The organism is Amycolatopsis nigrescens CSC17Ta-90 (assembly GCF_000384315.1).
In the GTDB taxonomy this organism is placed as follows: domain Bacteria; phylum Actinomycetota; class Actinomycetes; order Mycobacteriales; family Pseudonocardiaceae; genus Amycolatopsis; species Amycolatopsis nigrescens.
In genome coordinates this window covers 407,990-433,731 of the sequence record NZ_ARVW01000001.1, presented here as the reverse complement: position 1 = coordinate 433,731, position 25,742 = coordinate 407,990, and the positions used below count along the sequence as shown (strand labels likewise).

Sequence of the window (25,742 nt, the reverse complement as noted above, 5' to 3'; positions counted from 1 at the left end):
GGTCATGGTGCAGATATCGCTCGCCGATTTCGCCAAGAGAGCCATCGACGGGTTCGGCAGCATTTCGAACAAGATGGCCGGGGCGCTTTCCGTCCGTGGTGGCGGCGGAGTGGAAGGCTGGTCGGTACTGGAATACCTGCTGCTGATGCAGGCGGAGTACCGCGCCTCGCTCGACTACTATCGGGAATACCTGCTGGACGGTGTTCCCAGTTCGCTGGGCGGACCGCGCCGAGTGCTGATCGATCTCGCCTTCAACGTGACGGTCAACGACCCGACGTACCCGCAGATCCTGTCCGAATGGAAGTGCAAACCGGACGGCAACGCGCTCTCGGCCGGCCTCTTCGAGGATATCGATGTGTTCGAGCACGTGCTGCCCTACTACCAGGAGCGTGGTTACCCCAAGCCTTACCCGATGGTGGTCGGGATCGGGCCGCGCTATTCGAACCCGGCGCCGGGCATGGAGGCGGTGGAGCTGGGCAACGGGGTGTTCCTGTACTTGTCCACGGACAAGACCTGGAAGCACTTCAACGTGTACTCGCTGACCGCCTACGCCTGATCAGGGTCGTGAGTGGAAAGTGTTGCCCCGGCAACACTTTCCACTCACGACGTCGGCGAGGGCTACTGGGGCGGGAGTACGTGGGTGCCGGTGCGGTCGGTGCTCAGACTGAGCGAGGAGATGTAGCCGCCCTGGGCGCTGGCCACCATGTCCGGCCGCTCGAAGTGCTCGCCGGTCACCGTGCACAGGTAGCGGGTGCCGCTCGGGTTGCCGTCCGCGTCCAGCAGCGGCTCCTCGATCCCGTCGTCGGTGCGCCGCAGGTAGTAGCGGCCACGGGTGACGATCGCCAGCACCGGGGTGAGCACGAGCGCGATCACCACCGCGGCCACCGGCGAGTACGGCTGGACGCCGCCGCCGAACGCGCCGAAGTACATCGCGATCGAGATGCCAGAGGAGGCCAGGAAGGCCACCACGCCCACCGGGTTGACCGCGTAGAGCATGCCTCGGCGGAACTCGGGGATCTTCGGGGAGAGCTTCAGCAGGTACTTGTTGACCATGATGTCGGTGGCCACCGTGACCACCCAGGCGATCGCGCAGTTGGAGTAGAAGCTGAGCAGGCTGTTCAGGAAGCTGAACATGTTCGCCTCCATCAGGATCAGCGAGATGGTCAGGTTGACCACCACGAACACCAGCCGACCCGGATAGCGCTTGGTGACCCTGGTGAAGGAGTTCGTCCAGGCCAGCGAGCCGGAGTAGGCGTTCGTCACGTTGATCTTGACCTGGCTGAGCACCACCAGCACCAGCGCCAGCGGCACCACCAGCCACGGCGGCATCATCTTGGTGAACACGGCGGTGAACTGCTCGATCGGCTCCACCGCGGCCGCGCTGCCCACCGCGTCCAGGATGTACACCGCCATGAACACGCCGATCGCCTGCTTCAGCGCGCCGAACACGACCCAGCCCGGACCGGCCAGCACCACCGCGGTCCACCAGGATCGCCTGTTGGCCGCCGTTTTCGGCGGCATGAAACGGAGGTAGTCGATCTGCTCGCCGATCTGCGCCATCAGCGAAAGGCACACCCCGGCACCGAGCATCACCGAAGCGGTGTCCACACCAGACACTCCGGAAGTGCCCTGGTGGTTGAGGAAACGGGTCACCGAACCGGGATCGGCGATCACCAGGTACACCAGCGGGGCGACGATCAGCACCAGCCACAGCGGGTTCGTCCAGGTCTGCACCTTCGCCAGCGCCTTCATCCCGTAGACCACCAGCGGGATGATCACCAGGGTGGACAGCAGATAGCCCAGCCACAACGGAATGCCCAGCCCGAAACGCAGGCCCTGCGCCATGATCGAGCCCTCGGTGGCGAAGAAGATGAACGTGAAGCTGGCGAAGATCACGCTGGTCAGCACCGAGCCGTAGTAGCCGAAGCCGGAACCCCTGGTGATCAGGTCCAGGTCGATGTTGTAGCGCGCGCCGTAGTACGCCAGCGGGAACCCGGTCACGAAGATGACCGCCGCGGCCACCAGGATCGCCAGCAGCGCGTTCGAGGTGCCGTGCGTCAGGCCGATCCCGGCGCCGATCGAGAAGTCGGCCATGTAGGCGATCCCGCCCAGCGCGGACGCGCCGACCACGGCCGGGCTCCAGCGCCGGTAGCCGCGCGGCGCGAACCGCAGGGTGTAGTCCTCCAGCGTTTCCCTGGTCGCGGCGTCCACGCCGCGGGTGGCTGGTGTCGACTGGGCGGTGTCCATGGCGGGAAAAGCTAGGAACCTGACGTTACCGGCGCCGTCGCGTCCCCGTGACGATCATGTTTCCGGAGGTTAACGGTCGTGAGTGGAAAGTGTTGCCCCGGCAACACTTTCCACTCACGACGTCAGATGTGCGCGAGGCCGGCTTCGTCGAGAAGGGTGGTGATGGTGGCGGTCTCGGTGTCGTCCAGCGGCAGCAGCGGGGGATGGGTGGCCGGGTGGTCGATGATGCCGCGCAGGGCCATCGCCGCCTTGAACGAGCCCAGCGCGCCGGCGGTGAAGCCGATCCGACGCCGGTCGGCCACCGAGATGATCCGGAACAGGCCGGCCAGCCGGTCCTGCTCGGCCCTCGCCGTCGCCAGGTCGCCGTCCCGCATCGCCCGGTAGAGCCGGACGTAACCGTGCGGGTCCACATTGCCGAGGCCGGGCACCAGGCCGTTCGCGCCGATCCCCAGCGCGGTGTCCGCGAGCAGCTCCGAACCGGTCAGCGCCGGGAAACCGGGTACCCGCCGCAGGATCTCCCGGAAGGACTCCAGGTCCCCGCTGGAGTCCTTCAGCGCCACCACGAGCTTCGACTCGGCCAGCTCGGCCACCACGTCCGGGGTGAGCCTGCTGCCGACCGCGCTGGGAATGTCGTAGGCGATCAGCGGACGGTCCACCGCCGCCTGCACCGCCCGGAAGTGCCCGACGATCTCCGCCGGATGCGGCTGCACGTAGAACGGCGCGGTCACCACGACCGCGTCAACGCCCAGTTCGGCCGCGCGCCTGGCGTGCTCGATCACCCGGAGCGTGCCGGTATCCACCGCGCCGGCCAGCACCGGCACCGCGCCGGCCACGGTGCCGACCGCGACCTCCAGCACGGCCCGCTGCCGGGCGCTGTCCAGCAGCGCGATCTCACCGGTCGAGCCGCCGAGGAAGACCCCGTCCACCCCGGCGTCGAGCTGGAAGGCGATCAGGCGCTCCAGCGAGCGCCGGTCCACCTCCCCGTCGGGGCCGATCGGGGTGGCCAGCGGCGGGATGACGCCGTGCAGGGAGATCACGATTGTGCTGTCCTTTCCGGGGTGGTGAGGGCTGGTGCGTCCGAGTCGATCTTGAGCGCGCGGCCGAGCCTGGCGGGCAGGTTCAGCCCGATGATCAGCGCGACCACGACGGTGAGCGTGCCGGCGAGCACGGCCAGCGCGGTGCCGAGGCCGCCGATGCCGGCCGCGATCGCGGTGCCGGCGATCGGCGCGACCGCACCGCCGAGCGCGCCGACGTTGTAGGAGAAGCCGAGACCGGCCGCGCGCAGCCGGGTCGGGAAGTGGTCGCCGATGTACTTCGGCAGCAGCCCGGAGATGCCCTGGCTGGTGGCCTGCATGGCGAACAGCAGCACCCAGAGCAGCACCACGTTGCCGGCCGGCAGGGCGAACACGGGGAAGACGAACAGCAGCGACACGAACAGGCCGAGCACGTAGGCCCGCCGGGTGCCGAGCCTGTCCCCGAGCATCCCGGCCAGGCAGGAGCCCGCCGCGTAGCCGAGCCCGGCCCAGGTCAGCGCGGTGGAGACCTGCCCGGCGGTGTAGCCGAGATCGGACTTGAGATAAGTGGGCAGCAGCGACTGGATCGGCCAGGAGTAGAGGAAGGCGCAGAACACGGTCAGCATGATCGCGATCATCACCGGCCACATCCGCCCGGCCAGCTGCACCGCGAAGAACACGAACCCGAGCACCGCCACCGCGATCAGCAGCGGGCCGAAACCGCCGGTCTGCTGGCTGAAGATGAGCACCAGCGCGATCGCCAGCACCGCGGCCAGCAGCCCGTTGGGCAATCGTCGTCGCGGGGAGAACAGCACCGAGGAGGTGCTGACGTCCTCGCGGTCGCCGACCTCCTTCTGCCATTCCTCCGCTTCGGGCAGCGAGCGCCGCAGGTACAGGGTCAGCGCGATCGGGATCAGGCCGGCGTAGAACAGCCAGCGCCAGCTCAGGTTCGGCACGATCAGGCCGTACACCTGCGCGGCCAGCACGGTGCCGATCGGGTAGGCCGACAGCAGGAAGCCGGTGGCCCGGTTGCGCATCTGCTTCGGCCAGGACTCCATCACGTAGGTGGCGCTGGTGCCGTACTCGCCGGCCATGCCGAGGCCGACGATGGCGCGGAACAGGAACAGCGACCAGTAGTCCCAGGCGAATCCGCACAGCGCGCTGCCGACCGAGAACGCCACGATGGAGGCGATCATCGCGGGTTTGCGGCCGAAGCGGTCGGCGAGCGCGCCGAGCACCAGCCCGCCGAGCCAGCGGGAGACGAAGGCGGCCGAGACGAGGGTGGCGGCGTGCGTCTTGGACAGCCCGAAGTCGGCTTGGATCTCGGTCAGCACCAGGGTGATCAGGATGAAGTCGAACCCGTCGAGCAGGTAGCCGAGCCAGGCCGCGAAGAACGCCTTGCGCTGGGCACCCGGCAGTCCGCGGAACGACATTCGGGCGCTGGGCGGCGACTCTGCCATGGCCAGACCTCCGGGAGACGGGAAGACATAGGATGTCCTATGTGTTCGGGTAAGGTAGCTCCCGGAACCCGTCTGGGCAAGCGGTGGTGCGCAATCGCCTGCCTACACTCGAGCGATGTGGAGAACCCGGTGAGCCCTCCGACCGGCGCCCGTGCCAACCAGCGGGCCCTGCGGGAGTCGATCAAACGGCTGATCGTCGAGCGCGGGCTGGGGCCGGGGTCCCCGCTGCCCACCGAGCTGGAACTCAGCCAGGAGCTCGAAGTGAGCAGGCATCCGCTGCGCGAGGCGATGAAGGCGCTGGAGGCGCTGGGCATCGTGGACATCCGGCACGGCCACGGCACCTATGTCGGCTCGGTGTCCCTCGGCGGCCTGGAAGACGGCCTCACGTTCCGCAGCGCCAGGTCGATCAACGGTGACCTCTCCGACATTCGCGACCTGCTGGAGGTGCGCGAGGTACTGGAGCTGGGACTCGTCCGGCGAGTGCTGGACGCCGAAATCGACCTGGCGGAGCTGGAACGTGCCGTCCGGGCGATGGAGGCGGAGGCCGAGAAGGGCGAGTACGCACCGGAGGCGGACTGGCGGTTCCACGAGACGCTGTACCGGCCGCTGGGCAACGAGCTGGTGCTGGACCTGCTGCGGGTGTTCTGGCGGGTGTTCAACTCACTGGACCGCGAGCTGCCGCGCGGGGAGAGTTCGCCCGCGGTCACCGCCGGCTGGCATCGCGAGATCCTGGAAGCCCTGCGTGCCGAGGACGAACCCGCCCTGCGCGCCGCCGTCGACGAGCACTTCCGCGGCATCAGGGCCAGGGTGACCGCGGAACTGGGCACGGCAGAAGAACCGCAGGAGCCCGCGGAGCGTTAACGTGCGGTGATACCGCTTCGTGGAGAGGGGCCGCGGTGGCCGGGCATGATCACTGGCAGGCGGTTCGCGCGTCGGTCCGGGAGACCGGGGACAGGTTCGCCGAGCTGGTGGCCACCGCGCCGGAGCCGGGGGCGATGGCGACCACGGACTGGTCGGTGGCCGAGACCGCCGCGCACGTGACCGCCATCGCCTGGATGTACACCGCGCTGGCCCGTCCGGCCGAGCGTTCGGCCGTCCCCGAGGACCTGGTCCTTGGCGCCACCCTGGACACGGTTGCCGAGTTCAACGAGCGGACCCTGGAGCTGTTCACCGAACGGGATCCGCGAGCGCTCGCCCAGCGGCTGCGCACCGAGATCGGCCACCTGCTGCTGGTGACCGACGGCCTTGACCCGGCGCGGACGGTCACCTGGCTTGGCGGCGCCAGGGTCCCGCTCGACGGCCTGCTCGCCCATCTGCTCAACGAACTGCTCATCCACGGCCGCGACATCGCGGTCGCGACCCGGTCGCGCTGGCCGATACCGGCGCCGGACGCGGCCCTGTTCTTCGAGCTGTTCCTCGTCGGCCTGCTGCGCAACGACGTGGGGAACCTGGTGGGCCCGGCGCCGGATCGCCGCATCGCCGTCGAGTTTCGCTCCCGGCACACCACGCCGGTGGTGCTGGTGCTACGCGCGGGCGGGGTGACGGTCGAAGAGCCCGGTGGCGCCACCGACGTGCGCCTGTCCTTCGACCCGTCGACCTTGAACCTGATGATGTTCCACCGCATCGGCAGGCTGCGGGCCTTGTCGACCGGCAGGGTCGTGGTCAGTGGCCGCCGGCCGTGGCTGCTGCCCGCCTTCCTGCGGGTCCTGCGGATGCCTTAGACCGCCCGTGGTGGTGGCCCGCCGGGAGCCGGCCGGCCACCACCGCGGGTGCGGCCGGCTCAGCTCGCGTAGATCTCGGCGAGGGCGGCAGCGAAGGCGTCGGCGGAGTCAGCCGGCAGGCCCTCGCCGCGCAGGTGCGTGCCGAACCGCTGTCGCGCGTCGTCCTTGGCGACGCCCTCGATCTCGATCTTCTCGATCAGGTCGGCCAGCGCGGGCGCGCCGAGCCGGATCAGGGTGGCGATCGGCTTGAGCACGGCCTCGGTGATCGGGCCGCCGATACCGACGCCGGGAATGGAGGAGACCAGTTTCGCGATCGATTCGAGCACGTCCGCGGCGATCGGGCCGCCCACTCGAAGGGCCTCCACCACGATCGGCTGGAGGAACTTCGCAAGCTTCTTCAGTTCGCCGATGATGTCGATATCGGTGGCGGCGGGGTCGTTCAAAGCCGCGGTGAACCGGTCGAGCTGCTGCGCGGAAGAAGTGTCGCCGAGCGCGGCCACCCTGTTCGCCAGCACGGTGATCTCGGACTTCGCCTCCGCCAGCGCGGTGGTGCTGGCAATCGTTGGGGTGGCGGTGTTTCCGGTGGCGGCGAAGGTAGTCGGCGCGAAACCGGCGGTGAACACGCCGGCGGTGACAACGGCGGCGATCGGCTTGCTGAACCTGGCGATGGTCATAGTTTCTTCCTTTTGTCGGGGGATTACGACGGAAGGCTATGGCTGCTATTCCGAAGATGACAAGTTGAGCTGGACCACAGTTCGCGAACTGGGAAATATGGCATGGATATCGAATTCGATGCCGCGCTGTCGCTAATTCGAGGAGATTGTCTTCTCGGTCGTCTGCCGGTGAGGCCGAACATCGATTACCGGCCATTCCGGAGGGATTTGCGGCCGCCGGCGGGCACCGGCGGACCGGCACGGTTCGGCCACTGTTCACCCCAGGGACTTCCGCCGGTGGCCCGGATGGGGTGTGGTGGTCGAGACCATTCACTCGTTAGTGGGGTACTCGGTGAGAAAGTCGCGCTCAGTAATAGCTGTTCTCGCGGTGTCACTGGCCGTGCTGCCCGCCGTGCCGGTGGGCGCGGACTCGCTGGCCGCCCCGCTCGGGCCGCCTCCGGTGGAGGGCGCGCCGGCCGCCTCCTCCGCCGCCGAGGGCCCGCGCACCTTCGGCACCGCTGCGGACGACGGCCTGGTGACGAGCACCGCGACCTCGGCGGTGGCGCCGGGGCTGAACCTCACCGAGTTCGACCGCTACGACCCGGCGGGCTGGATCCGCGGCGACACGCTCACCGTCGATCTCGGCTCTCCGGCGGTGCGGCCCAGCTACCTCAGCCCCGGCCAGGTCGCCGCGCGCACCCCGCTGTCCGAGCAGCTGCGCCGGACCGGCGCGGTGGCCGGGGTCAACGGGGACTTCTTCGACATCAACGCCACCGGTGCCCCGCTCGGCGTCGGGATCGACGAGGGCGTGCTGCAGACCGCGCCCGCCGCCGGGCACAACCTGACCGCGGCGGTCACCGAGGACGGCAAGGCCAGGCTGGCCGAGGTGTTCCTGGACGCCACCGTCTCGCTGCCCGGTGGGAAGACGGCCAAGGCGACCAACCTCAACGGTGCCGTGCTGCCCGACGGCGGGCTCGGCGTCTACACCCCGCTCTGGGGCGCCGCGTCGCGCGCCACCGCGGTGGCCGGCGCCCAGCGGGTGCTGGAGGTCGAACTGCGCGACGGCGTGGTCACCGAGCTGCGCCCGCGGCCCGCCGACGGGCCGATCGCCGCGGGCGGCACCGTCCTGCTGGCCAGGGATGCGGCGGTGGACGTGCTCGCCGGGCTGCGGGTGGGGGAGCGGGTCGCGGTCGCCTACGCGCCGCGCACCGACGCGGGCAAGGTCGCGGTGGCGGTCGGCGGCAACAAGGTGCTGGTGCGGGACGGGCGGATCGAGCCGGTGGACGCGGTCACCGCGCATCCCCGCACCGCGGTCGGCTTCTCCGCGGACGGCTCCCGGATGTGGCTGGCCACCATCGACGGCAGGCAGGCGGACAGCCGCGGGATGACCGAGCTCGAACTCGCCAGGCACCTGGTTTCGCTCGGTGCCGACGACGCCATCAACCTCGACGGCGGCGGCTCGTCGACCCTGCTGGCCAGGGCGCAGGGCGAGGCCGCGCCGGACCTGCGCAACTCGCCGTCGGACGGCGGGGAACGCCTGGTGCCCAACGGAATCGGCTTCGGCACCGCGCCGGGCAGCGGCCGGCTCACCGGCTTCGCCCCGCACCCGGCGGTGCGCGACGGCAGGTCGGACCGGGTGCTTTCCGGGCTGTCCCGTGACCTGGTCGCCGGCGGCCACGACGAGACCGGCGCCGCGGTCGGCGCGCGGCCGCGGTGGTTCACCACCAACCCGGTGCGCGGCTCGGTCACCGACGGCCGGTTCACCGCGCGCGCCAACCCGTTCGTCCCCGACCGGCACGACAGCGTGGACGTCTACGCGGCCGACGGCGCGGTGCGCGGCAAGACCACGCTGTCGGTGCTGGGCAAGCCGGTCCGGCTGGGCACCAGCGCCGAGCAGGTCGCGCTGTCCGGCCCCGGCGCGCGCGGCCGGTTCGAGGTCTACGGCTACGACGCGGACGGCTACGGCACCTGGATCGACCCGGACGACGTGAAGCTGGACTACGACCCGGCCGTGGTGCGGATCGAACCGGACGGCACCGGGTTCGCGGTCACCGCGCTGGCCGGCTCCGGTGCTGCCCCGATCACCGCCACAGCGGCCGGGCTGAGCACGCACCTGGCCGCGTCCGTGGGCACCACGGACCGCGTCCTGTCGCCTTTGGACGGTCCGGCGGGCTGGCAGGCCACGGTGTTCCCGGCCGTGGTCGGTGCGGCGTTGTCCACCGCGCCGGGGCGGGACGGCGGTTCCGGGCTGGCGCTGGACTACCGGCTGACCGGCACCACGGCGACCAGGGCCGCCTACGTCAACGCCGCCGCGCCGATCGCGCTGCCGCCGGGCAGCCAGAAGATTGGCCTGTGGGTCAACGGGGACGGCCGTGGTGCCTGGCTGCGCGCCGAACTGCGCGACGCCGCGAACGTTCCGTCCATTGTGGACCTCGCGCTGAGCGTGGACTGGACCGGCTGGCGCCGGGTGGAGGCGGCGATCCCGGCCGGGCTGCCCGCCGGGCAGCGGCTGAGCAGGTTCTACGCGGTGGAGAACATGCCGGACCAGCAGTACGAAGGGCGGCTGGTGTTCGACGACCTCTCGGTGTCGGTCGCGCCTTCGGCCGAGGTGCCGGTGGACCCGCCCGAGCGTGATCCTGCCGTGGTCACCGACGGCAACTCCGAAGGCGACGGCCCGCGGATCGCGGTGGTCAGCGACGCGCAGTTCACCGCGGACGACCCGACCGGCCCGCTGGTCGCGCAGGCCAGGCGCGCGCTGCGCGAGGCGGTGGCCGCGAAACCGGACCTGGTGCTGCTCAACGGCGACTTCGTGGACCGCGGCACGGCCCCGGACTTCGACCTGGCCAGGAAGGTGATCAGCGAGGAGCTCGACGGCCGCGCGCCATGGCATTACCTGCCGGGCAACCACGAGGCGGACGGGGGCACCGGCCTGACCGAGTTCCAGGCGGAGTTCGGGCAGACCCACCGCGTGCTGGACGTCCGGGGAATCCGGCTGGTGCTGCTGGATTCCTCGCGCGGCAGCCTGCGCGGCGGCGGTTTCGACCAGGTGCGGATGCTGCGCGACGCGCTGGACGGGGCGCGCGGGGACAGCGCGGTCCGCGGCGTGCTGGTGGCCATGCACCACCCGGTCACCGACCCGAGCCCGACCGGGAACTCGCAGCTGGCCGACCGCAAGGAGGCGAAGCTGCTCACCGAGTGGCTGACCGGCTTCGAGCGCGACTCCGGCAAACCGGCGGCCGCGGTCGCCTCCCACGCCGGCGTCTTCAGCATGTCCAGAGTGGACGGTGTGCCGTACCTGGTGAACGGGAACTCGGGCAAGGCACCGGCCGCGGCGCCCGGCGACGGCGGCTTCGTCGGCTGGACGATGCTGCGGATGAACCCGGCCGACCGGGCCGCCCCGGTGCGCGCGGAGACTAGGCCGAACGTGGACGAGCTGACCCTCACCGGCCCGGCCGAGCTGGCCACCGGCGCCCGCGGCGACGTGCGCGCGGTGGTCTCCCAGGGCGGCCGCGCGGTGCCGGTCGGCTACCCGGTGAGCGCGGACTGGCGCGGTGCCCCCGGCACGCACATCGTCGAGCCGGCCTGGTGGGGCGGCAGCACCCGGCCGGCACCGGGGGACGTGGCGTCCTTCGACCCGGCCACCGGCGTGCTCACCGCCCTCCGCCCCGGCACCGCCACCCTCACCGTCACCGTCAACTCCGTCACCCGCCCCCTCCACACCCTCATCCGCTGACCGGCAAATAGCCGACTTTTTGCCGGTTTGCGGTGGGCGGGGCGAAAAGCGATCGATTCTGTCGGGGCCGGGTTCTAGGGTGCGAAGCGTGCACGACGAACCGACGATGGTCCAGGCCAAGGCACTGGTGAAGCGTTTCGGGGACTTCGAGGCCGTCCGGGGGATCGACGTAGAGGTCCATCGCGGTGAGGCGTTCGGGTTCCTGGGGCCGAACGGGGCCGGCAAGTCCTCGACCATGCGCATGATCGCGAGCGTGTCCCCGCGCTCGGACGGCGACCTGCGCGTGCTCGGCATGGACCCGGATCGCGAAGGGCCGCGGATCAGGGCCAGGCTCGGCGTGGTCCCGCAGCAGGACAACCTGGACACCGAGCTGACCGTGCGGCAGAACCTGCACGTCTACGGCCGGTACTTCGGGCTTTCCCGCGCGAAGGTGCGGGAGCGGGCGATCGAGCTGATGGAGTTCGCCCAGCTCTCGGACCGCGCCGAAGCGGAGGTCGAATCGCTCTCCGGCGGCATGAAGCGTCGGCTCACCATCGCGCGGTCCCTGGTCAACGACCCGGAGCTGCTGCTGCTCGACGAGCCGACCACCGGGCTCGACCCGCAGGCCCGGCACCTGCTGTGGGACCGGCTGTTCCGGCTGAAGTCCCAGGGCGTCACGCTGATCATCACCACGCACTACATGGACGAGGCCGAGCAGCTGTGCGACCGGCTGGTGGTGATGGACGGCGGCCGGATCGCCGCGGAGGGCTCGCCCGCCGAGCTGATCCGGCGGTACTCCAGCCGCGAGGTGCTGGAGCTGCGGTTCGCGCCGGGCACCCAGGACGCGGTCGTGGACACGGTTTCCGCACTGGCCGAACGGGTGGAGGTGCTGCCGGACCGGGTGCTGCTCTACACCGAGGCCGGGGAGGCCGCGCTGGAGAAGGCGCACGCCGAGGGGGTGCGGCCGCTGTCCAGCCTGGTCCGCCGCAGCACCCTGGAGGACGTCTTCCTGCGCCTGACCGGGCGGACGCTGGTGGACTGATGACGGATCATACGATCTCTTCGGGCCAGGTGGTCGGCTCGTGGCGAGCGGCCTGGCTCCGGGTGGAGGGGCACTGGACCTGGTACCGGCGGTACTGGAAGACCACCTTCTACTCCACCGGGCTGCAGCCGCTGCTGTTCCTCACCGCGATGGGACTGGGCTTCGGCTCGCAGGTCCAGCCGGGCGCGGCCACCGGCGGGCTGTCCTACCTGCACTACGTGGCACCGACGCTGCTCGTCTCCGGCGCGCTGATGCAGGGTGTCGGCGAGGCGAGCTACCCGGTGCTGTCCGGTTTCAAGTGGCAGAAGGACTATCTGGCGGTCACCGCCACCCCGATCACGCCGGGTCAGCTGCTCGGCGGCCAGCTGATCTGGACGGCGTTGCGGCTGGTGCTGGCCGCGTCGGTGTACGCGGCGGTCGCGCTGGCCTTCGGTGCCTGGCTGAACGCCGGGGTGCTGCTGGTGGTGCTGGTCGGTGTGCTCACCGGGCTGTCGGCCGCGGCTCCGATCATGGCGATCGCGGCGACCACCTACGACGAGGGGGAGCGGTTCGCCGCGATCTTCCGGTTCGCGGTGATGCCGATGACGCTGTTCGCCGGCACCTTCTTCCCGGTCGACCAGATCCCGATCGCGTTGCGCTGGCTGGCCTGGATCTCCCCGATGTGGCACGGAAACGAGCTGGCCAGGGGAGTGACCCTCGGCGGTCTCGGCGCGCTGCCCGCACTCGGTCACCTCGCGTACCTGGCCGCCGTGCTCGGCACCGGGACCTGGTTCGCCAGGAAGTACTTCTACCGTCGGCTGGTGGTCTGAGTGGCCGTTCTCGACCAGGCTCCCCGGCGCGGGCTGCTGCTGCGCATGCTCCCGGCCGGGATGTACGCGGGCCGGGCCAGTGCGCTCGTGGAGCGGTCCGCGCTCACCTACACCCGCGCCTGGCTGGTGTTCGTCTCCGGCGTGCTGGAGCCGCTGTTCTACCTGCTCGCCTTCCAGATCGGCTTCGGCAGGCTGGTCAGCGAGGTGACCGGGCCCGGCGGCAAGGTGCTGAGCTACGTGGCCTTCGTGGCACCCGCGCTGCTGGCGTCCTCGGCGATGAACGGCGCGATGTTCGACTCCACCTTCAACGTCTTCTTCAAGTTCCGCTACAGCAAGATCTACGACGCGATGCTGGCCACCCCGATCGGGCCGCTGGACATCGCACTCGGCGAGATCAGCTGGGCGGTGCTGCGCGGCGGCATCTACTCGGTCGCCTTCCTCGGCGTGATGGCGGTGATGGGGCTGGTGACCACGCCGTTGGCGCTGCTGATGGTGCCGGTGGCGCTGCTCATCGCGTTCGCCTTCGCCGCGATCGGCATGTGGTGCACCACCTTCATCCGGTCACCTTCGCAGTTCGACTTCATCCAGCTCGCCGTGATGCCGATGTTCCTGTTCTCCACCACCTTCTACCCGCTGACGGTGTACCCGGAGGCGTTGCGCGTGGTGGTGCAGTGCTTCCCGCTGTACCACGGGGTGGAGCTGATGCGCGGACTGTCCACCGGGGTGCTCGACCCGAGCATGTTCGGGCACCTGGCCTACCTGGTCTGCCTGGCCGCGCTCGGGGTCTACGGCGCCGCGCACCGGATCGGCAAGCTGCTGCTCCGCTAGGAACGGCCGCCGGGCCGGACCGGGCTCAGCGCGTTCAGCGCGTTGACCATGCCGTGGCCGTAGAACCCGTTGTAGCCGGTGTAGCCGGCGCAGTACGCGTCCTGGTGGCCGTCGCCGGTGAGGTCGTAGTCGGTCGGGCAGGCCATCGGCCTCGCCTGCTGTTCGATCGCCCGCCTCAGCTGCCGGGGACCGTAGCCGGGATGCGCTGAGGCGAGCAGCGCGGCCACTCCGGCGACGTGCGGCGCGGCCATCGAAGTCCCGCACAGCGGCTCGTACCCGCCGGGCACGGTGGAGAGCACGCAGCCACCGGTGTCGCCGCCCGGCGCGGTGACGTCGATCACGCCGAGCCCATACGAGCTGTAACCGCTCTTCACCTCGTCGGCGCCGATCGCGGACACGGTGACCACGTCGCGTAACCCGGCCGGCGAAGCTTCGCAGCTCTTCGACCGGGGCGGAGTGCGTACGCCCGCGCGCGGCGACGGGGTGAGATTGACCGCTTCGTTGGTCGCCGCCGCCACGGTCAGCGTGCCGGCCGCGGTGGCGTACTCCACCGCCCGCGCCATCGCTTCGTGCACCACCCGGTGCTCGTCGCCCGGAGCGCAGGACAGCGAGGACGGCCCGACCGTGAAACTGCTGTTCGCGACCTCGATGTGCTGCGCGGCGGCCCACATCAGGCCGCACACCGCGGCCTCCGGGTCCACCTGGCCGCGGTCGTCGATCACCTTGATCGAGGCCAGCCGCACACCAGGGGCCACCCCGGTGACGCCCCTGCCGTCGTTGGCGGCCGCGATCGTGCCCGCGACGTGCGTGCCGTGTGCCGAGGTGGTGGGTGCCCATGCCGCCTCGGCGGTGTCCGGGGTACCGGTGAGACAGCCGGCGGAAAGCTTCGGCTCGACCGCCGCGGCGAGGTCGGGATGGGCCGGGTCGACCCCGGAGTCGAGCACGCCCACCACCACGTCCCGGCTGCCCGGGCTGACCGAAGCTGGCCACGAGGCGTTGATCGAGCGCATGTCCCACTGCTCGGCCGTGCGGTCGGCGACCGGTACCGCGTCCGGTGCGACCGGGGAAAGCCGTGGCCGCGCGCCGGCGGACTTCGGCGCGTCGGAGCCGTTCAGGCGATGCGTGGCCAGCCGCTCGGCCTGCGCGCTGAACGCCCGGTCGAGGCCGATCCGCCTGCCGAAACCGGGATCCGGCGAACCGGCGATCCCGACCGCGATCTGCGGGTAGTAGCCGCCGGGCACCCCGCAGGCGGCGGCGATCTGGGCCTCGGCGTCCGCCCTGCTGGTGCCGCGGTCGAAGACGACCAGGTAGCGCAGTTCGCGGCCGGTGGTGACACAGCCCGAGCCGGCCTCGTCGGCGCTCGCCGAACCGGTGGTGACCGCGGTCGCCAGCATCAGGCTCGCGACCGTCAGCCGCAGCAGCGACACCGGACCTCCAACCGGATGCGGATCTTGTTTTGGCCCACCCCGAGCCGCACGCTAGCCACCCACCGGGAGGCGGACAAGGTCTGCCGCGAAGTTCCCCCACCCGGTGCCCGCGTGTCGCCCGTTCAGCCCCTAGTGAGGCGTGCCGCGGCGTCGCCGGCCGCACCGACCGAGAGGCGGACGGCGCGTCGTGTGGGATACTCAGGTTGGCCGCTGGGCCGGAACGCACCGTATGGACGCGGCGCGCAACGGAACTGCGGCCCGGTGACAGGCTGAACGAGCACCACACGTCGCTGCTCCTGTGAGCGGCTCGACAATGGGGTGGCGGGGTAGGCGGAGGCTTTCCGCGAGCCCGGCCCGGCCGGTCGCCGAGCGGACCTGCTGTCGGCGGGCCGCCGGTTTCTCCGGCGCCGTCACGGCGCGAGGCAAGGATTCCCGCCGCTGGTGACCACCAGCGCGGAACAAACAGGAAGGGGCCCCTGCGCGGCCGCGTCCTACCGGCTGCTCCGGCTTCGAGACACCCGTCTCGGAGCCAGGACAGCAGGCAGACGCGCCCGGGGGCGGAGGAGATATATGTCGAACGCGGAAACACCCGCCGAGAACACCGGCGGGAATACCGCCACACCTGCATCCACTCCACTGGCCGAGCTGCCGGCCAGGATCAGGGTGCACGCGCTGGCGAAGCTGCTCGGTTCGAGCAGCCGGGACGTACTGGGAAAGTTGACCGAACTGGGCGAGCCCACCCGTAGCGCGCAGTCCAGCGTGCCGCGTGACGTGGCACTTCGGGTCGCGGAGGCGCTCGGAGTCACCGAAGAGCAGGCCGGCGCTGTGCCCGCTCAGCCCGCTCAGCCCGCCGAAACCGCGGCCGCCGAGACCAGGCAGGAACCGGAGCCCGCCGCCGAGCCGAAGCGGCCGCTCACGCACATTCCGGTCTTCGCCGCGCCGTCGCCGGTCTTCCTGCCGCCGGAGCCCGCTGCCGAGCCGAAGCGGCCCAGCAAGCCCGAGCCGGTGGCCGACGAGCCGGACACCGAGGTTTCCGACGAAGCCGACGGCAGCGAACACGGTGATCACGGTGACCACAGCGATCACGGTGACGAGGACGAAGCCGCCGGTCGTCGCCGTCGCCGCCGCGGCCGTCGTGGCCGTGGCCGCGGCAAGGGCGGCGAGGACGGTTCGCTGGAAGCCGAGGACGAGCAGGCCGAGCCCACCGGCCGCCGTGACCGCAACGGCCGCAACGACCGCAACGACCGCAACGACAAGGACGCCGACCAGGCGAACGCCGAAGACGGCGACAAGAAGGACAAAAAGGACAGCAAGAAGCCAGAGGGCGGCCCGGACGCGGAGGCCGACGCCGATGACGGCGACTCCGAGGGCGGCAGCAAGCGCCGTCGCCGCCGTCGCCGCCGCAAGGGCGGGGACGACGACTCCGCCGAGGGCGGCTCCGGCACCCAGGACGACCCGCCGAACACCGTGGTGCACGTCCGCGACGCCAAGGCCGAGTCGGAGGGCAAGTCCGGCGGCCGCGGCGGTGGCGGCAACAGCGGCGGCTCGGGCGGTAGCGGTGGCTCGGGCGGTGACGGGGTCCGCAGCGTGCGCGGCTCCACCCGGCTGGAGGCCAAGCGCCAGCGTCGCCGCGACGGCCGCGAGGCCGGCCGCCGCCGCGCGCCGATCCTGTCCGAGGCCGAGTTCCTGGCCCGCCGCGAGTCGGTGGAACGCACCATGGTGGTCGCCGAGAAGGGCGACTCCACCCAGATCGGCGTGCTGGAGGACGGGGTGCTCGTCGAGCACTTCGTGACCTCGTCCGGCAGCGGCTCCATCGTCGGCAACGTCTACCTCGGCCGGGTGCAGAACGTGCTGCCCTCGATGGAGGCGGCGTTCGTGGACATCGGCCGCGGCCGCAACGCGGTGCTCTACGCCGGCGAGGTGGACTGGGACGCCGCCGGGCTGGAGGGCAAGTCCCGCAAGATCGAACAGGCCCTGAGCACCGGCGACAGCGTGCTGGTCCAGGTCACCAAGGACCCGGTCGGGCACAAGGGCGCCCGGCTGACCACCCAGATCTCCCTGCCCGGCCGGTTCCTGGTGTACGTGCCCGCCGGCGGGGCCACCGGGATCTCCCGCAAGCTGCCGGAGAACGAGCGCCGTCGCCTCAAGGACATCCTCAAGCGGATCGTGCCGGAGGACGCCGGCGTGATCATCCGTACCGCCTCGGAAGGCATCAGCGAGGACGAGCTCGACCGCGACGTCCGCCGCCTCAAGGCGCAGTGGGAGATCATCAAGGAGAAGGCCGACGAGGGCAAGAACAAGTCCAAGAAGTCGGCCGCCCCGGTGCTGCTCTACGAAGAGCCGGACCTGCTGGTCAAGGTCGTGCGCGACCTGTTCACCGAGGACTTCGCCAAGCTCGAAGTGCAGGGCGGCACGGCGTGGGAGACCATCCAGGCCTACGTGCAGCACGTGGCGCCGGACCTGACCGACCGGCTCAAGCGCTACGTCGGCAACGGCGACGTCTTCGCCGACCACCGGATCGACGAGCAGATCACCAAGGCGCTCGACCGCAAGGTGTGGCTGCCCTCCGGCGGTTACCTGGTGATCGACCGCACCGAAGCGATGACGGTGATCGACGTCAACACCGGCAAGTTCACCGGCTCCGGCGGCAACCTCGAAGAGACGGTGACCCGCAACAACCTGGAGTCCGCCGAGGAGATCGTCCGCCAGCTGCGGCTGCGGGACATCGGCGGCATCATCGTGATCGACTTCATCGACATGGTGCTGGAGTCCAACCGCGAGCTGGTGCTGCGCCGGCTGACCGAGTGCCTCGGCCGGGACCGGACCCGGCACCAGGTCGCCGAGGTCACCTCGCTCGGCCTGGTGCAGATGACCCGCAAGCGGGTCGGCACCGGGCTGCTGGAGGCCTTCTCCAGCACCTGCGAGCACTGCAAGGGCCGCGGCGTCGTGGTCTCCACCGAGCCCAGCCGCTCCGGCGGCGGCAACGGCGGCGGTGGAGGCGGTGGCGGTAACGGCGGCGGGCACCAGCACGGTGGTTCCCGGCGCTCCCGTGGCCGCGGCAAGGGCGACGACACGTCGCACATCGAGCCCGCGCGCAACACCGAGCAGGTGCCGCCACCGCCCACCCAGGAGCAGCGCGAGTCGGTGGTCTCCGCGGTGCAGGCGATGGCGCAGGCGTCCAAGGTGGCGGCGGCCAAGACCGACGACGAGCCGGCCGGACAGCAGGACGACACCGAGCGCGCTCAGCTCAACGGGCACGCCACCGAGCCAGCGCAGGCCAAGGCCGAGGCGCCCGCGGAGACACCTGTGCCTCAGGTGCCTGAAGTGGCGTCAGCGGACACAGGGACTTCGGTGACTTCCGAGTCCTCGGTGGAAACCGAGAAGGCCGAGGACACGGCGGCTCCCGAGGTGCCCGAAGAGACCGCCGAGCAGGCGGAACCGCAGGACACCCCCCAGAACACCGAGGACGCGGCGGACGATTCGCCCGCCGCGCCCGAGGGCAGTGTGCCGGCTCCGGCGGCACGTTCGGCGCGGCGACGTCCGCGCCGGGCGGCCTCCCGGCCGGCTGGACCACCGGTCAGCGCCTCGGACAAGGGCTGACCACAGGGTTAGGCCACCCCGGTGCAAGGTCAATCCGGGGTGGCACGTAACCTACAAGGCGGCCCGCCACAAGAGCAGGTCGCATTGTGCGCCTCCCGGACCGCTTCACTGCGGGACGAGTGCACAAGCCCCCACCCATTGTCGAGTAAGCAGGAGACTCCCGTGTCGGCGTACGCGATCGTCAAGACCGGCGGCAAGCAGTACAAGGTGGCCGTCGGCGACGTCGTCGAGGTCGAGAAGCTCGAGGGCGAGCCGGGCACCGAGCACACCTTCCCCGCCGTACTGTTCGTCGATGGCGGCGAGGTCACGGCGGACGCCGACGCACTGGCGAAGGTCTCGGTCACCGGCAAGGTCGTCGAGCAGACCAAGGGTCCCAAGATCCGCATCCGCAAGTTCAAGAACAAGACCGGCTACCACAAGCGGCAGGGTCACCGGCAGAAGCTGACCCGCGTCGAGGTCACCGGCATCAACAAGTAAAGGACCTAGAGCAGCCATGGCACACAAGAAGGGCGCGTCCAGCTCCCGCAACGGTCGTGACTCCAATGCCCAGCGGCTCGGGGTCAAGCGCTTCGGCGGCCAGGAAGTCCTCGCGGGCGAGATCCTGGTCCGGCAGCGCGGCACCAAGTTCCACCCCGGCGTGAACGTCGGCCGTGGCGGCGACGACACGCTGTTCGCGCTCGCCGCCGGTGCGGTCGAGTTCGGTTCGAAGCGTGGCCGCAAGACGGTCAACATCGTGCCGGCCGAGGCCTGAAAGGCCCGGTAGACGCGAAGAAACCTCGACGAGGGGCGGCGCCGGAACAATCCGGTGCCGCCCCTCGTTTTTCATTTCTATATGTGACCAGCCGTATGTGATCCAGCAGGTACGAAAGAGGCAAGACATGGCGTCCCGGTTCGTGGACCGCGCGGTGATCCATCTGGCCGCCGGAGACGGTGGACACGGTTGCGCCTCGGTGCACCGGGAGAAGTTCAAGCCCCTCGGCGGGCCCGACGGCGGCAACGGCGGTAACGGCGGTGACGTGCTGCTCGTCGTGGACAGCAGCGTGCACACCCTGCTGGACTTCCACTTCCGCCCGCACGCCAAGGCGGGCAACGGAAAGCAGGGCCAGGGCAGCCACCGCAACGGCGCGAACGGCGACACGCTGGAGATGCGGGTGCCGGACGGCACCGTCGTGCTCACCGAGGACGGGGAGGTGCTGGCCGACCTCGTCGGCCCAGGCACCACTTTCGTCGCCGCGCAAGGCGGCCGCGGCGGACTCGGCAACGCGGCGCTGGCCTCCCGCGCTCGCAAGGCGCCGGGGTTCGCGCTGCTCGGCGAGGCGGGCGAGAGCCGCGACCTGGTGCTCGAACTGCGTTCGGTGGCCGACGTCGGGCTGGTGGGTTTCCCCTCGGCCGGCAAGTCGTCGCTGATCTCGGTGCTGTCCGCGGCCAAGCCGAAGATTGCGGACTACCCGTTCACCACCCTGGTGCCCAACCTCGGCGTGGTCAGCGCGGGCACGGTCGTGTTCACCATGGCCGACGTGCCCGGCCTGATTCCCGGTGCCAGCGAAGGAAAAGGCCTCGGCCTGGACTTCCTGCGGCACATCGAGCGCTGCGCGGTGCTGGTGCACGTGATCGACTGCGCGACCTACGAACAGGGCCGCGACCCACTGTCCGATGTGGACGCACTGGAGCAGGAACTGGCCAGGTACACCCCGAGCCTCGGCGGCGACCTCGCCGACCGGCCCCGGGTGGTGGTGCTGAACAAGATGGACGTACCGGAGGCCGCCGAGCTCGCCGAGCTTGTGCGTCCCGAGCTCGAGGAACGCGGGCTGCCCGTGTTCGAGGTCTCCACCGCGAGCAGGCAGGGCTTGCGGGAACTGACTTTCGCGCTCGCCGCGGTGGTGGAGAAGTACCGGTCCGAGCAGCCGGCGCCGGAGCCGGCGAAGGTGGTGCTCCGCCCGCTCGCGGTGGACGACGCTGGCTTCACCGTCGAACGCGATCCGGCGGACGAGGACGCCTTCATCGTGCGCGGCCGCCGTCCGGAACGCTGGGTGAACCAGACCGACTTCGGCAACGACGAGGCGGTCGGCTACCTGGGCGACCGGCTCAACCGGCTCGGCGTCGAGGAGGCACTGGCGCGTCAGGGCGCGCAGCCAGGCACCCCGGTCACCATCGGCGGCGTCACCTTCGACTGGGAGCCGTCGACACCGGCCGGGATGGCCGCGCACCTGTCCGGTCGCGGCACCGACGTCCGGCTGGAGGACGACAGCCGGGTCGGCGCCGCCGAGCGCAAGGAAGCCCGCCGGATTCGCCGGGACGGCCCGGACGAACCCGGGGACGGGCGATGACCGGTGCCAGGGCGGCGATCGCGTCCGCTCGCCGGCTGGTGGTCAAGGTCGGCTCGTCCGCGCTGACCACGGCTGGCGACGGGCTGGACCGCTCCAGGCTGGACGCGCTGGTGGACGCCATCGCGCGGCGGGTCGCCGCGGACACTCAGCTGGTGCTGGTCTCCTCCGGCGCGATCGGTACCGGGCTCGCCCCGCTGAAGCTCGGCAAGCGGCCGCGTGACCTGGCCACCCAGCAGGCCGCGGCCAGCGTCGGCCAGCTCGCCCTCGCGCACGCCTACGCCGAGTCCTTCGGCCGGTACTCGCTCACCGTCGGCCAGGTGCTGCTCACCTCCGACGACGTGGTGCGGCGCTCGCACTACCGCAACGCGCAACGCACCTTTTCCCGGCTGCTCGCCCTCGGCGCGGTCCCGGTGGTCAACGAGAACGACACGGTGGCCACCGAAGAGATCCGCTTCGGCGACAACGACCGGCTGGCCGCACTGGTGGCCCACCTGATCGGCGCCGACGCGCTGGTGCTGCTGTCCGATGTGGACGCTCTGTACGACGGCGACCCGCGCGACGGGGCCACCCGGCGGATCACCGAGGTGGCGGGGGAGTCCGATGTGGACGGTATCGAGGTCGGCATGTCGAGCTCCGGGCTCGGTACCGGCGGCATGGTGTCCAAGCTGGCCGCCGCCCGCACCGCGGCCGCAGCCGGCATCCCGGTGCTGCTGTCCGCCGCGGTGGACGCGGCGAGCGCACTGGGCGCGGCCGAGGTCGGCACCGCGTTCGCCGCCGCGGACACCAGGCTGTCGGCCCGCCGGTTCTGGCTCGGCTACGCCGCGGGGAGCGCCGGCAGGCTGCAGCTCGACGACGGCGCGGTGACCGCCGTGGTGCGCCGCCGCCGGTCGCTGCTGGCCGCCGGGATCACCGGTGTGGACGGGGACTTCCAGGCCGGCGACGTGGTGGATCTGGTCGACCCCGCGCAGCGGGTGGTGGCCCGTGGCGTGGTGGCCTTCGACGCGGGGGAGTTGCCGGAGCTGATCGGCCGCTCCAGCCCCGACCTGCCGGCCGAGCAGCGCCGCGAGGTCGTGCACGCCGACGACCTGGTGCCCTTCGGCGCCTAGCGGCTCAGCCGTCAGATGCCGGGGTCCAGGTCGGCCGGGAAGTCACCGGCGGCCTGACGCTGCAGGAACTCGCGCTGCTGTTCGACCCCGACCGCGCCGGGGTCTTCGCTGGTGAGGTTCTCCCAGAGGACCTACTTGAGCTCGCTGCCCTTGGTCTCGGGCAGCCGGAGGATCACCAGGAACGCGATCGCGGCCCCGGCGGCGACGTACCAGAAGAACACCGTGGACGCGTTCCACTTGGCCAGCGCGCTGATCACCAGCGGGGCGGTGCCGCCGAAGGTGGCCACCGTGAGGTTGTACCAGGCGCCGATGCCGAGCCCGCGCAGCTCAGTGGGGAACAGCTCGCTCATGATCGCCGGGGCGATCGAGGTCATCGCCGTGTACAGGCCGAGGCCGACGCAGAACACCACCAGCAGCCCGCCGAAACCCGGCCGGACCAGGGTGGACAGCGGCACGATGAGCACGGCGGTGGCCGCGGACCACACCAGCAGCTGCGGTTTGCGGCCGAACCGGTCGGCGAGCGCGCCCATCGGGTACTGCAGCGCGATGAACAGCGCGGTCGCGATGGACAGCGCCAGGAAGACGTCGTCCGCTTCGGCGTGCCTGGTCTTGACCGCGAACGGGGTGAGCGCGCTGAAGAAGGTGTAGTAGCAGAGCGTGGAGAGCATGCTGAAGCCGATCAGCTGGCCGACCGCCTTGGGATGTTCGCGCAGGGTGGTCAGCAGCGGCCGTTCCACCTTCTTCGCCCTGGTCTTGTTGTTCTCGAACTGCTCGGTCTCGGCGAGGCTGCGCCGCAGCCAGAGGCCGATGAGGCCGAGCACGCCGCCGAGCAGGAACGGGATCCGCCAGCCGTAGGAGGCCAGGTCCGCCTTGTCCATGGTGCGGTCGAGCACGAAACCGAGCACCGACGCGATCAGCACCGCCGAGCCGGTGGAGATGTAGAAGAAGGAGGAATACCGGCCCCGGCGCTTGGCCGGGGCGATCTCGCCGAGATAGGCCGAGGCGTTCGAGACCTCGCCGCCGAGGGAGAGCCCCTGCGCGATCCGGGCCACCATCAGCAGGATCGGGGCCAGCCAGCCCACCTGCTCGTAGGTGGGCAGCACGGCGATCAGCACCGAGCCGCCCGCCATCAGCACGATGGTCAGGATCATCGCCGGCTTGCGGCCCTTGAGGTCGGCGAACCGGCCGAGCAGCACCCCGCCGAGCGGCCGGAAGAAGAAGGCCAGCGCGTAGGTGGCGAAGGTGTTGATGTCCGCCAGATCGCCGGGGAAGAAGGCGCTCGCGAAGTAGATGCTGAACGTCGCGTAGATCGTCCAGTCGAACCATTCCAGGGCGTTGCCGACACTGGCCGCGAACAGCTTGCGGACCGGTAGCCGATGCGTGACCTGGGGGTCGACGGTCGATTCGGACATGTCCACCTCCGCGCGAGCGACCAGTGAGAAGGGACCATGCCACACGAATGGGCGAAGCGGAAGGTATTTCGCCATGCGAACGACCCACCGCGCCGTCCCGCTACGAGGTGGACGCCAGCGCGAACGGCAGCACGGCCGGTGCGCCGGCCTGCAGGAGCAACCTGGCGCCCATGGTCATGGTCCAGCCGGTGTCGACCAGGTCGTCCACCAGCAGGATCGGGCCGCCCGCCCCGGCCACCCGGCCGGCGAGCTCGCCGGACAGGCCGAGCCGCTGCCACAGGTCGGCCACCCGCTGCGCACTGTTCGCCCGGCGCGGTGGCTGCCCGGCCGAGTCCAGCGAGCCGAGGAACTCCAGCCTGCCGACCTCGGCGATCCGCCGCGCCAGGTGCTCGGCCAGCTTCGGCCGGGTGCTGGACGGGATACCGGCCACCGCCACCGGCCGCTCGGCCCAGTCCCACGCGGCCAGCACCTTGACGCAGGCCTCGAAGACCGACTCGGGGACCTCGCCGTCCTCGGCCGTGGCGCCGACCAGCTCGCGCAGCCGGGTACCCCAGCCGACGTCGGTGAGCCTGCCCAGGGTTCGCCCCGGCGCGGCCTGCTCGGTCTTGGCGATCCGCCCGGACAGCGGAACGTCCAAAGTGGACAATCCGGTGGGCCACTGCCGCCGCGGGCCGAGTTCGACCCCCGGCCGGTTGATCCGCTCGCCGGTCTTCTCAGCCACCTTCGCGGAGACCTCGGTGGAGCGGTGGCCGCCGGTGCAGTTGTCGCAGCGGCCGCACGGCGCCGCGTGCGGGTCGTCGAGCTGGCGGAGCAGGAACTCCATCCGACAGCCGGTGGTGGACTGGTAGTCCCGCATGGCCTGCTGTTCGCTCGCGCGGGCCCGGCTGACCCGGCTGTAGCGCTCCGCGTCGTAGTGCCAGTCCTGACCGGTGGACTCCCAGCCGCCGCGGACCCGCCGCACCGCACCGTCCACATCGAGCACCTTGAGTACCATCTCCAGCCGCGAGCGCGACAGGTTCACGGCTGGTTCGAGTGCGGCGGTGGACATCGGCCGCTCGGCGTAGGCGAGCGAGTTGAGCACCTGGGTGACCCGCAGCTCGTCCGGGAAGGCCAGCGATCCGAAGTACTGCCAGATCTCCTGGTCCTCCCGGCCGGGCAGCAGCACCACCTCGGCCCGCCGTACGCCACGCCCGGCCCGGCCCACCTGCTGGTAGTAGGCGATCGGGGAGGACGGGGCGCCCAGGTGCACCACGAAACCGAGGTCCGGCTTGTCGAAGCCCATGCCCAGCGCCGAGGTGGCGACCAGCGCCTTCACCCGGTTCGCGAGCAGGTCGTCCTCGGCGGCCTCGCGGTCGGCGGGCTCGGTCTTGCCGGTGTACGGGACCGCCGCATAGCCGTGGTCGGACAGCACACTCGCCACGTCATACGCGGCGGCGACGGTGAGCGTGTAGATGATGCCGGAGCCGGGCAGCTCCGCCAGGTGCTCGACCAGCCAGGCCAGCCGCTGCTCGCTGGTCGGCAGCCAGGTGACCGCGAGGTGCAGGCTTTCGCGGTCGAGCGGGCCGCGCAGCACCAGGGTGTCCGAGCCGCCGGCCCGGCCGATGCCGAGCTGCTCGGCCACGTCGGTGGCCACCCGGTCGTTCGCGGTGGCAGTGGTGGCGAGCACCGGGACCCCGTCCGGCAGGGCGGCCAGCAGGGTGCGCAGCCGCCGGTAGTCCGGCCGGAAGTCGTGCCCCCAGTCGGAGATGCAGTGCGCCTCGTCCACCACCAGCAGCCCGGCCGTGGCGGTGAGCTTGGGCAGCACGGTGTCCCGGAAGTCGGGGTTGTTCAGCCGCTCCGGGCTGACCAACAGCACGTCGATGTCGCCCGCGCTGATCGCGGCCTGCACCTCGTCCCACTCCTGCGGGTTGGCCGAGTTCATCGTGGCGGCCTTGATCCCGGAGCCGGCCGCGGCCGCGATCTGGTTGCGCATCAGCGCCAGCAGCGGGGAGATGATCACGGTCGGCCCGGCGCCCTGCGCCCGCAGCAGCGCGGTGGCCAGGAAGTAGACCGCGGACTTGCCCCAGCCGGTGCGCTGCACGACCAGCGCCCGCCGCCGTTCGGCGACCAGCGCTTCGATCGCGACCCACTGGTCCTCGCGCAGGATCGCGTTTTCGCCCGCCAGCGCGCGCAGCAGAACCTCGGCCTGCCGGCGGAGAGAGTTGGTGTCCACGGACCAACCTCTACCGCATGGGGACGACTCTGCGCGCCTCGGCGGGAGAAGAAGCAGAGGTAAAGGGATCACTCGTACCGAAAGTGCGATAGAATGTGATTCAGGTCACAGACCGTGATGTCGTCATCGCACGCAGGGAGACAACTCTCTTCCGTGTGCTGGCCCATACGGGG

General features: G+C 70.9%; 19 protein-coding genes. 12 read left to right on the top strand and 7 right to left on the bottom strand.

Annotated elements, in window-relative coordinates; all coding sequences use genetic code 11:
• The first annotated feature begins 4 nt into the window (after positions 1–4).
• Complete coding sequence (locus AMYNI_RS0102025; RefSeq protein WP_020666294.1) at positions 5–556, top strand: hypothetical protein; 552 nt, start codon at positions 5–7, stop codon at positions 554–556.
• A gap of 62 nt (positions 557–618) precedes the next feature.
• On the opposite strand, the gene AMYNI_RS0102020 is transcribed toward AMYNI_RS0102025, so the two are convergent.
• The 3 genes from AMYNI_RS0102020 to AMYNI_RS0102010 all read right to left on the bottom strand — a co-directional run bounded on the left by AMYNI_RS0102020 (position 619) and on the right by AMYNI_RS0102010 (position 4,720).
• On the bottom strand, positions 619–2,247 hold the full coding sequence (locus tag AMYNI_RS0102020) for a purine-cytosine permease family protein (protein WP_020666293.1): 1,629 nt from the start codon (positions 2,245–2,247) through the stop codon (positions 619–621).
• Positions 2,248–2,369: 122 nt separating this feature from the next.
• The gene (locus AMYNI_RS0102015) at positions 2,370–3,284 is read right to left on the bottom strand and encodes a dihydrodipicolinate synthase family protein (protein ID WP_020666292.1); all 915 of its coding nucleotides are present in this window, start codon (positions 3,282–3,284) and stop codon (positions 2,370–2,372) included.
• On the bottom strand, positions 3,281–4,720 hold the full coding sequence (locus AMYNI_RS0102010; RefSeq protein ID WP_026359954.1) for a sialate:H+ symport family MFS transporter: 1,440 nt from the start codon (positions 4,718–4,720) through the stop codon (positions 3,281–3,283). Before AMYNI_RS0102010 ends, AMYNI_RS0102015 begins: the two co-directional genes overlap by 4 nt.
• A 129-nt stretch (positions 4,721–4,849) precedes the next feature.
• On the opposite strand from AMYNI_RS0102010, the gene AMYNI_RS0102005 reads away from it, so the two are divergent.
• Positions 4,850–5,581: a FadR/GntR family transcriptional regulator gene (locus tag AMYNI_RS0102005; protein ID WP_245573853.1), complete on the top strand. Its 732-nt coding sequence runs from the start codon at positions 4,850–4,852 to the stop codon at positions 5,579–5,581.
• A 35-nt stretch (positions 5,582–5,616) separates the two neighbouring features.
• Positions 5,617–6,441 carry a DinB family protein gene (locus AMYNI_RS0102000; protein WP_020666289.1) on the top strand — a complete coding sequence of 275 codons (825 nt, stop codon included), beginning with the start codon at positions 5,617–5,619 and terminating at the stop codon, positions 6,439–6,441.
• Positions 6,442–6,500: 59 nt separating this feature from the next.
• Here AMYNI_RS0102000 and AMYNI_RS0101995 read toward each other — a convergent pair whose 3' ends face one another.
• Positions 6,501–7,115 (bottom strand): hypothetical protein, encoded by a 615-nt coding sequence (locus AMYNI_RS0101995; protein WP_020666288.1) that lies wholly within the window; start codon positions 7,113–7,115, stop codon positions 6,501–6,503.
• Between the two features lie 367 nt (positions 7,116–7,482).
• On the opposite strand from AMYNI_RS0101995, the gene AMYNI_RS0101990 reads away from it, so the two are divergent.
• The 4 genes from AMYNI_RS0101990 (at position 7,483) to AMYNI_RS0101975 (ending at position 13,485) form a co-directional block, all read left to right on the top strand.
• Positions 7,483–10,827, top strand: a complete 3,345-nt coding sequence (locus AMYNI_RS0101990; protein WP_020666287.1) for a phosphodiester glycosidase family protein — start codon at positions 7,483–7,485, stop codon at positions 10,825–10,827.
• A 106-nt stretch (positions 10,828–10,933) separates the two neighbouring features.
• Positions 10,934–11,848 carry an ABC transporter ATP-binding protein gene (locus AMYNI_RS0101985; protein WP_040406376.1) on the top strand — a complete coding sequence of 305 codons (915 nt, stop codon included), beginning with the start codon at positions 10,934–10,936 and terminating at the stop codon, positions 11,846–11,848.
• The gene (locus tag AMYNI_RS0101980) at positions 11,848–12,657 is read left to right on the top strand and encodes an ABC transporter permease (protein ID WP_020666285.1); all 810 of its coding nucleotides are present in this window, start codon (positions 11,848–11,850) and stop codon (positions 12,655–12,657) included. The genes AMYNI_RS0101985 and AMYNI_RS0101980 overlap by 1 nt, the downstream gene beginning before the upstream one ends.
• 45 nt (positions 12,658–12,702) lie before the next feature.
• On the top strand, positions 12,703–13,485 hold the full coding sequence (locus tag AMYNI_RS0101975) for an ABC transporter permease (protein ID WP_084628629.1): 783 nt from the start codon (positions 12,703–12,705) through the stop codon (positions 13,483–13,485).
• Here AMYNI_RS0101975 and AMYNI_RS0101970 read toward each other — a convergent pair.
• Entirely contained in the window at positions 13,482–14,912 is a 1,431-nt protein-coding gene (locus AMYNI_RS0101970) for a S8 family peptidase (protein ID WP_020666283.1), read from the bottom strand. The genes AMYNI_RS0101975 and AMYNI_RS0101970 overlap by 4 nt on opposite strands.
• 570 nt (positions 14,913–15,482) lie before the next feature.
• On the opposite strand from AMYNI_RS0101970, the gene AMYNI_RS0101965 reads away from it, so the two are divergent.
• From AMYNI_RS0101965 to proB, 5 genes are all read left to right on the top strand, one after another.
• On the top strand, positions 15,483–18,512 hold the full coding sequence (locus AMYNI_RS0101965; protein WP_020666282.1) for an Rne/Rng family ribonuclease: 3,030 nt from the start codon (positions 15,483–15,485) through the stop codon (positions 18,510–18,512).
• Positions 18,513–18,674: 162 nt separating this feature from the next.
• Complete coding sequence (gene rplU, locus AMYNI_RS0101960) at positions 18,675–18,989, top strand: 50S ribosomal protein L21 (RefSeq protein ID WP_020666281.1); 315 nt, start codon at positions 18,675–18,677, stop codon at positions 18,987–18,989.
• A 16-nt stretch (positions 18,990–19,005) separates the two neighbouring features.
• Positions 19,006–19,263 (top strand): 50S ribosomal protein L27, encoded by a 258-nt coding sequence (gene rpmA, locus AMYNI_RS0101955; protein WP_020666280.1) that lies wholly within the window; start codon positions 19,006–19,008, stop codon positions 19,261–19,263.
• 127 nt (positions 19,264–19,390) lie between these two features.
• The gene (gene obgE / locus AMYNI_RS0101950; protein ID WP_020666279.1) at positions 19,391–20,839 is read left to right on the top strand and encodes a GTPase ObgE; all 1,449 of its coding nucleotides are present in this window, start codon (positions 19,391–19,393) and stop codon (positions 20,837–20,839) included.
• Positions 20,836–21,945 (top strand): glutamate 5-kinase, encoded by a 1,110-nt coding sequence (proB, locus tag AMYNI_RS0101945; RefSeq protein WP_020666278.1) that lies wholly within the window; start codon positions 20,836–20,838, stop codon positions 21,943–21,945. The genes obgE and proB overlap by 4 nt, the downstream gene beginning before the upstream one ends.
• A gap of 131 nt (positions 21,946–22,076) precedes the next feature.
• On the opposite strand, the gene AMYNI_RS0101940 is transcribed toward proB, so the two are convergent.
• Positions 22,077–23,357 carry an MFS transporter gene (locus AMYNI_RS0101940; protein ID WP_020666277.1) on the bottom strand — a complete coding sequence of 427 codons (1,281 nt, stop codon included), beginning with the start codon at positions 23,355–23,357 and terminating at the stop codon, positions 22,077–22,079.
• 100 nt (positions 23,358–23,457) lie between these two features.
• Positions 23,458–25,569 (bottom strand): RecQ family ATP-dependent DNA helicase, encoded by a 2,112-nt coding sequence (locus AMYNI_RS0101935; RefSeq protein ID WP_020666276.1) that lies wholly within the window; start codon positions 25,567–25,569, stop codon positions 23,458–23,460.
• Positions 25,570–25,742 lie beyond the last annotated feature (173 nt).